The following is a 7,271-nucleotide window of genomic DNA, read 5'->3' as shown; positions in this document are numbered from 1 at the left end:
GTGTGTTGTTTCGTAGTGTTTCGGTGGTTATAGCGTCAGGGAAACGCCCGGTCCCATTCCGAACCCGGAAGCTAAGCCTGACAGCGCCGATGGTACTGCAACCGAAGGGTTGTGGGAGAGTAGGACACCGCCGAACTTACCTTGAGGAAGGCCCCCGGGAGAACCCATGGTTCTCCCGGGGGCCTTCCCGCATATCCACCCCCCCGAGGGCTGATGCCCGCGCAATCACACGTGATGCCCCTCCAGTCACGGGTGATGCCTCTCCAGTCACGCGAGATACCCCACCAGTCACGGGTGATACCCGGGCCAGGCGCAGAGGATGCCCGTGCAGGGCGCGGGATGCCAGGCCGCGCCCCACGAGATCCTCGACCCATCACGCGAGTTCCGGGCTCCATCACGCGAGATCCGCCCCGGATCTCCATCGGGCTCGAGGTGCTCAAGGTCGCCGGCCTGCTCGCCCTCGGCGTCACAGCACTATCCGGACATTTCGGGTAAACTGCGGGACATGATCACATGGGGGAGATCAGCAGCCGTCGTGGCAGCCCTGGTGGGGAGTGTGGCCGTCGCCGGGCCCGCTGAAGCGGGGAGCGCGGACTGCCGTGACTGGTGGACCATCGACGACACCGCGCGGACCGTCTTCACCGACAGCACCCAGTCGGTGAAGTTCTGGGGTCACCGCAGCTGCGGCGCGACGACGACACCGCAGTACTGGTCGGCGCCGTACCGCCCCGACGAGCCGGGCGACTACACCTGGGAAAGCGTCAAAGCCCTGCACGGCAACGATCCCGGCGCCGTCGCCTACGGCTTCGAACTGCGCAGGCAGGGCGCGGGCTGGGTGGCCGTCGGCTTCGCGGCCGGCCACGGCTGAGTCCTCAGCGCCGCCGCCGGTGTCGGCGACCTCGATCGCCGTGCGCACGACAGCCGCGCGGGTCAGTACCTTCGAATGTACGACGTACATTCCGGAGGGGTCATGCAGCTGAGGGGGATCAACTACGACACGGGCTTCGGCGGCGCGGTCGGCGACCGGTCGCGGCGTGAGTTCGAGCCCGCGGTGGTGCGCCGCGAGCTGGAGATCATCGCGGCGGACCTGCACTGCGACGCCGTCCGGATCAGCGGGGACGACCCGGACCGGCTCGTCTTGGCCGCGCATGCCGCGCTCGACGCCGGGTTGCAGGTGTGGTTCGCGCCGTTTCCGATGGATCTGACGCCGCCGCAGCTGGAGCCGTACTTCGCCGACTGTGCGCGGCGGGCGGAGGAGATCCGCCTGCGGGATCCGGCGACCGTGCTCGTGCTGGGCTGTGAGATGTCGTTGTTCTGCACGGGTTTCGTGCCCGGTGCCTACCTGCTGGAACGGTTCCGCAACGCGGCCGATCCGGCGGCGTGGGCCGCCTTCTCGCCGGAGTACGACTTCGCCGCGGTGCTGCGGGACGTCACCGGCGTTGCGCGGCGGCACTTCGGCGGCCGGGTCACCTACGCCGCGGGGCACTGGGAGGAGATCGACTGGTCGGGGTTCGACTTCGCCGCCGTCGACCTGTACCGCTCGTCCGACAACGCCGGCGAGTTCGCCCGGCTCGTGCGGGACTACCCGCGGCACGGCAGGCCGCTGGTGATCACGGAGTTCGGCTGCTGCACGTACCGGGGTGCGGCGGACGCGGGCGGCACCGGCTGGACGATCGTCGACTTCACGGCTGAACCGCGCACACTGAACGGCGACTACGTCCGCGACGAAGCCGGCCAGGCGGCGTACTTCACGGAGCTGGTGGACGTCTTCGAGGCCGAAGACGTCCACGGCGCGTTCTGGTTCACCTTCGCCGGCTACGAGTGCCCGTCCCGGCCGGGGCCGCGGCGCGACCTCGACCTGGCCTCCTACGGCGCGGTGCGGATGCTGGACGGGCGCCGCGGAAACGCGTACCCGGACATGGCGTGGGAACCGAAGGAGGTCTTCCACGCGATCGCGGCCCGGTACGGCCGGTGATCACCCCGCGAGCGCGTCCGCCCGGGTCGACGTGACGGCCAGCGCCTCGATGAGACCGGTCAGCCGGAGGGTGCGCTCGACGACGCTCTGCGCGGGCGCGACGACGCGGACCTGCGTGCCGGGCTGGGCCTGGCGGCGTGCCTCCAGCAGCGCGGTGATGCCGATGGAGGCCAGGAAGGAGACGTCGGTGAGGTCGATGACCAGCAGCGCGGGCACGCCGTCGAGGGCGGCGGTGATCTCCTTGCCCAGCACGGGCGCGCTGAGCAGGTCGACCTCCCCGGACACCGCGAGCACGACGGCGTCGCCGGAATGGTACGTGGTCACGCGCAGCAGGTCCTGCGGCCGCAGCCGGTTGCCGTCAGTGGTCACGTCGGCTCCCGCCCTGCTTCGACGATCGCGGTGCCATGCTCGGATTCCTCCTCGTCCGTCGGACACAGTCCAGTCCGGGTGGGTGGTACCCGGGGGTTCCGACGCCGAAACATCACTCTGTCAGCCGGTCGCGTGCCGTCGCCGCGTCACACCAGCGGCTCGCGCCGGTACGTCACCACCTGCTCCAGCAGATCGCGCGCCGCGCTGCTGCCCTTCTGCTCGCTGAGGCGGAGACGTAACAGGCGCTCCAGGGGGCGCAGGCGGTCCTTCGGGCGGACCGAGCCGACCCGGCGGGCCAGGTCCACCGCCTCGCCGCCGATCTCGGCCGCCTCCTCCAGGTTGCCCTGGCGGGCGTGGTTCTGGGCCAGCATGATCATCGTCAGGGAACGGCTGCGGGCCATGTCGTCTCCGTAGCCGCTCACCGCCTGTGTCAGCTGGGTCACTGCCGGGGCGCCGTGGCGGGGGGACACCACCTCGGCCAGCTCCGTCAGGACCGTTCCGCGCATGGCCGCCATGTCGGCCTCGCCGAAGAACGCCTCCCATGGCTGCGGTTCCGGCCAGCTCGCCGCGTCCGCGAAGGCCGACTCCGCCTCCGCCAGGCGGGTCAGCGCTGCCTGCTCGTCGCCGCTCATTGCGTGTGCCCAGGCCTCGTTCGCCGTCAGGATCGCCAGGGCGCGGGCCGAACCCGAACGCAGGGCCGCCTCGCGGCCGCGGGTGAACTCGGCCAGTGCGCTGTCGACGTCGTGGTGGTGCAGGTGCACGCGGCCGAGGCGGTAGTGGATGTTCGCCACGAGGTTGTCGTTGCCTGCCTGCGTCGCGAGGTCCAGCGCGCGCTCGAAGCGGTGCCGGGCCGGGTCGCGGCGGCCGATGTCGAACTCCGTCCAGCCCAGCAGGTTGTGCACGTCGGCCAGGACGGTGCACAGGCGGGCGCGCAGCGGACCCGGGACCGTGCCCCAGTTCAGCAGCAGGCTCGCCGTCTTCACCACGCGGACCGCGTCGCGGCAGAAGGCGCCGCCCTGCCGGTAGTCCAGCGCACGCAGGACCCCCACCGCGGCTTCGAGACTTTCGACGTCGGTGGTCTCGATCTGGATGGGAAGGGGCTCACTGTCGCCCGTCGTCGTCACCATGGCATTACCGGAATACCCGGCACGAAAGCGACGAAAACCGGGGACAGCGCAGATCACCCGGCCGCCGGGTGTAACGAATCACCCGTTCAGGCGATACCTCGATCGTGTCCCGGGGGTGTCCCGGCCTTCATGAACGGACTGCCATGTCACGCCTCCATCTCGCCGCGCTGCTCGCGGCCGGAACCCTCGCCCTGGCCGGTTGCGCGGGCGCCGCCGAGACCCCCGCCCCGGCCGCCGCCGGGTCCTCGTCCACGCCGGCCCCCACCACCGCGAAGCCGGCGCTGGCCGCAGCCGACGCCGGCAAGGCCGTCGCCGACGCCGCCAAGCAGGCCACCGCCGTGCACGTCAAGGGCGCGGTCTCCGACGAGGGCGCCATCACCCTGGACCTGCAGCTCAACAAGGACAGCGCCAGCGGCAAGGTGGTCAAGGACGGCGTCGAGATCCCCGTCCTGCGCGTCGGCGAGAAGTACTACTTCCGCTTCAGCGAATCGCTGGTGAAGGAAGCCGGCATCCCCGCATCGGCGGGCAAGCTGCTCGTCGGCAAGTGGATCCCGTCGACGTCGAAGCTCGGCGAGGGCATCGCCGACGCCTTCAAGATGTTCCTCGACTACAAGACGTTCACCGACAACACCGTCGGCGAGCTGGCCCAGTCGACCTTCACCGGCGGCGAGCCGACCACCGTCGGGGGCGTCTCGGCGCTGAACTTCAAGAGCACCGAGGGCACCGCCACCGTGGTCGCCGACGCGCCGCACTACCTGCTGCGCCTGCAGGACCCGAAGAAGGGCGCGATGGAGTTCAGCGACTGGAACAAGGCCACCACGGTCAACCCGCCCCCGGCCAAGGAGATCTACTCCGGTCCCGGCGCGTAAGAAGTCTGCCGCAGCGGTGGTAGCCCGGGGAGGTGACCGGGTGGACCGGTACGCCGCCGCGGACCGTGCCGAGGTTGGTCAGGGACACCGTTTCCAGGCCGTTGCCGTCGCCGCCGTCGCTGGTGACCGCCAGTGCCAGGGTGTTGCGGCCGTCCGGGTTCAGGATGCCGTCCGGCAGCACGAACGTGTGCTGCGGCCCGACGTCGGCGATGTACTGCCCGAGGTTCCACCCGTTGAGGAAGACCAGCGCCCGGTAGTGGCCGCCCGAGCGCGGCTTCGCCGGGTCGCCGATGGTCAGGCCCAGTGACGCGTCGTGTCCCTTCGGGACGTCCAGGGTGAAGGTCGTGCGGTACCACGTCGTTCCCGGCGCCGCCGTCGCGGCGGGCACCTGGGCCGCCGCCCAGCGGGCGTCCGGGTAGCCCGGCAGCGACCAGCCCGCGCGCTCGCCGTCGAGACCGCCGTTGTTCAGCGGACCCCGCACCGGATCCGGGACGCCGCCGCGGATCTTCCACGCGGCCCCGGTCAGCGACGTCGAGATGAGCCCGCGGCCCTCCTTGTGGGCGTCGTTGACGCCGCCGTCCTCGTTGTGGCCGTTGTTGCGGACCATCACCGACAGGACGTGGTCGCCGTCGCCGCGCAGCTCCTCCGGCACCGCGAACGTCGCCGTGCCGGACGTCGGCGGGGCCGCCAGCGCGCTCGGCAGCACGTGCTGGCCGAGGTACCGCCCGTCGAGCCACGCCTGCAGCATGCCCGCGCCGCCCGCGCCGTAGGTCAGGCTCAGCTCGGCCGGGACCGGGCCGCTCGCGTGCCCGCGGTACCAGACGTCGCCGGTGTGGAAGCCGTAGTCGTCCGCGGTGAGCACCGGCTGGCCAGCCGGTGGCGGGGTGGTGCTCGCCGTGGTCGTCTTCGCCGCCGGTGTCCAGCCGCGGTCGTCGTAGGCGACGGCCGACTCGGGTGAGCCGGGCGCCTGCTTCCAGCCGGTGAGCTGGGGCAGCGGGACCGCCGCCGGGCCGGGCAGCTGCGTCAGCAGGCTGCCCGAGGACGTCCGGTGGGACGGCACCGGCCGCCCGTTCCACAGCAGGAACGTGCCGGGGCCCCACACTTCGAGGTCGCCGGCCTGTGCGGTGTCGCCGGTCAGTGCCAGCAGGCCGCCGAGGGACCGCGCGGTGCGCAGCAGCGCGGGACCGCGGACCAGGACCGGTCCGGCCCCGGTGTCCAGCCGCCAGAAGGTGTCGGCCGTGGTGCTGTCGGCCAGCAGCAGCGTGACCGGCGGCCGGTCGCCGCCGGAGATCCGCACCCGGGACAGTCCGTTGTGGACGTAGTTCAGCCGCAGATCTCCACGAGTGGCGTCCCATGTGGACGTCACGTTTCCGGACAGGACCTCGACCTTCGGCTCCCGCGGGTAACGCAGGGTCGTTTCGCCGTCCTCGCCGGGACGGCCGTGCAGCAGCACGGTGCTGCCCGTCGACGTCATGATCTCCGACGTCGAGTACACCAGGTGCTGGCCCGCGAGGTCGAAGTTCGCCACCAGGTGCTTGGCGTCCTGGCCGTTCAGGCGCAGCGTGCCCGCCTGCGGCACCGTGTACGCACCGTCCGAAGTGGACACGGCGAAGGTGAACGCGTCGTCCGTGGTCGCCTTCGACGGGTTGTGCACCGGCAGGTAGAAGTGGGTCTGCGTGTCCGGGTTGACGTTGTGGTAGACCTTCACCGCCGTCGACGACGGGGTGACCGGGTCCGCCTTGTCCTGCTTGGTGATCGGCGGCACGGCCTGCAGGAAGTAGCCCAGTTCCTTCATCGCCGCCGCCTTCGGCCGCAGCTGCCGGGCCTCGTCGATGGCCGCGCCGTAGTCGTAGGAGCTGTAGACGACCGGGGCCGGCAGCCAGCCCCACGATGTGCCACCGAAGGTCATGTAGAAGTTCTGGATCGTCAGGCCGTTGGCGATGTTCGTGCCGTAGAAGACCCGTTCGTAGCCGGGACCCTGGCGGACGGCAGTGCACGGGTAGGTGCCGTTGCTGCCCCAGTAGTCGAACCAGCCGCCGCCGAACTCCGCGGTGAACCCGGGGGTGTTCGGCGACGCGCTCGCGCCGCCCTTCGCGCCACCCGGGCCGTAGAGGCCCCAGTCCGGTGCGTTGTTGGGCGTGCCCGGAGTCGCGTCGGGACGGCAGGTGCCGCCCGGGTAGGTGTCCCACGCGTAGAGGTCGACCTTGCCCGGCACGGTACCGGGGACACCGGAGTCCGGCGGGACCCAGATTCCGTTGCGGCCGCGGTCGTTGTGGAAGATCGGGACACCGATGCCGTCGGCGCGCACCTTGTCGTAGAGGTGGGCGATGTAGTTCTGCTGGGACACGCCGGTGGCGGCCAGCTCGTTCTCGATCTGGTACAGCACCACGGATCCGCGGCCGTCGAGGTACTGGTGCCGCGCGATGATCCGGTCGATCTGCGTCAGCCACTCGTCGGCCGCGGCCAGGTAGTCCGGCGCGTCGCTGCGGGCGGTACCGTCCTGAGTGGACAGCCAACCGGGGAAGCCGCCGCCGGTGACCTCGGCGTTGATGTACGGGCCCGGCCGCGCGATGACGTACAGGCCGGCCTCCGCGGCGAGGCCGAGCACCTTGTCCATGTCGCGGACGCCGGCGAAGTCGTAGACCCCGGGTGCGGGCGAGTGGTAGTTCCAGTCGAAGTAGATCGAGACGGCGCTGTACCCGCTCGCCTTCATCTTCTGCAGCACGTCGCGCCACAGGTCCGGGCTCGGCAGCCGGAACGGGTGGAACTCACCGGACCACAGGAACTGCCGCTGCCCGTCCAACATCAGTGAGTACTTGTCGAACGTGATCCGGTGTTTCGCGGGCGGTGTTGCCTGGGCGGCGGGCGCGCTGCTCGCCCCGGCCGCCGTGGCCAAGGCGAGGGCGAGGGCGAGAAGACGGCGTCTCATCG

Annotated in this window: 6 protein-coding genes and 1 rRNA gene; 4 read left to right on the top strand and 3 right to left on the bottom strand. The window is 71.0% G+C overall.

Translation table 11 applies throughout. The features are described 5' to 3' along the window. The first annotated feature begins 19 nt into the window (after nt 1–19). The 3 genes from rrf (at nt 20) to ABJI51_RS36145 (ending at nt 1,975) form a co-directional block, all read left to right on the top strand. Nucleotides 20–136: ribosomal RNA gene (gene rrf, locus ABJI51_RS36155) — 5S ribosomal RNA — on the top strand. Nucleotides 137–505: 369 nt separating this feature from the next. Continuing rightward, nucleotides 506–868 (top strand): hypothetical protein, encoded by a 363-nt coding sequence (locus tag ABJI51_RS36150; protein ID WP_348955597.1) that lies wholly within the window; start codon nt 506–508, stop codon nt 866–868. Between the two features lie 102 nt (nt 869–970). Continuing rightward, complete coding sequence (locus ABJI51_RS36145) at nt 971–1,975, top strand: glycoside hydrolase family 113 protein (protein ID WP_348955596.1); 1,005 nt, start codon at nt 971–973, stop codon at nt 1,973–1,975. Here ABJI51_RS36145 and ABJI51_RS36140 read toward each other — a convergent pair whose 3' ends face one another. Then, on the bottom strand, nt 1,976–2,344 hold the full coding sequence (locus tag ABJI51_RS36140; RefSeq protein WP_348955595.1) for an STAS domain-containing protein: 369 nt from the start codon (nt 2,342–2,344) through the stop codon (nt 1,976–1,978). Between the two features lie 146 nt (nt 2,345–2,490). Further along, complete coding sequence (locus ABJI51_RS36135; protein ID WP_489617908.1) at nt 2,491–3,528, bottom strand: NsdA family TPR-like regulatory protein; 1,038 nt, start codon at nt 3,526–3,528, stop codon at nt 2,491–2,493. 86 nt (nt 3,529–3,614) lie between these two features. Here ABJI51_RS36135 and ABJI51_RS36130 point away from each other — a divergent pair, with 86 nt between their 5' ends. Continuing rightward, nucleotides 3,615–4,340 carry a hypothetical protein gene (locus ABJI51_RS36130; protein ID WP_348955593.1) on the top strand — a complete coding sequence of 242 codons (726 nt, stop codon included), beginning with the start codon at nt 3,615–3,617 and terminating at the stop codon, nt 4,338–4,340. On the opposite strand, the gene ABJI51_RS36125 is transcribed toward ABJI51_RS36130, so the two are convergent. Continuing rightward, nucleotides 4,294–7,269, bottom strand: coding sequence for a beta-galactosidase (locus ABJI51_RS36125; protein ID WP_348955592.1), 2,976 nt, complete (start codon nt 7,267–7,269; stop codon nt 4,294–4,296). The genes ABJI51_RS36130 and ABJI51_RS36125 overlap by 47 nt on opposite strands. Nucleotides 7,270–7,271: the final 2 nt, after the last annotated feature.

Origin of the sequence: Amycolatopsis melonis, from assembly GCF_040064235.1 — a bacterium.
Lineage (GTDB): Bacteria > Actinomycetota > Actinomycetes > Mycobacteriales > Pseudonocardiaceae > Amycolatopsis > Amycolatopsis melonis.
This window is presented reverse-complemented; position numbering and strand designations above follow the sequence as displayed.

Excerpts from the sequence above, each read along its gene's own strand:
- ABJI51_RS36125 (WP_348955592.1), bottom strand. The coding sequence starts at position 7,269 with ATGAGACGCCGTCTTCTCGCCCTCGCCCTCGCCTTGGCCACGGCGGCC.
- ABJI51_RS36130 (WP_348955593.1), top strand. The coding sequence starts at position 3,615 with ATGTCACGCCTCCATCTCGCCGCGCTGCTCGCGGCCGGAACCCTCGCC.
- ABJI51_RS36150 (WP_348955597.1), top strand. The coding sequence starts at position 506 with ATGATCACATGGGGGAGATCAGCAGCCGTCGTGGCAGCCCTGGTGGGG.
- ABJI51_RS36145 (WP_348955596.1), top strand. The coding sequence starts at position 971 with ATGCAGCTGAGGGGGATCAACTACGACACGGGCTTCGGCGGCGCGGTC.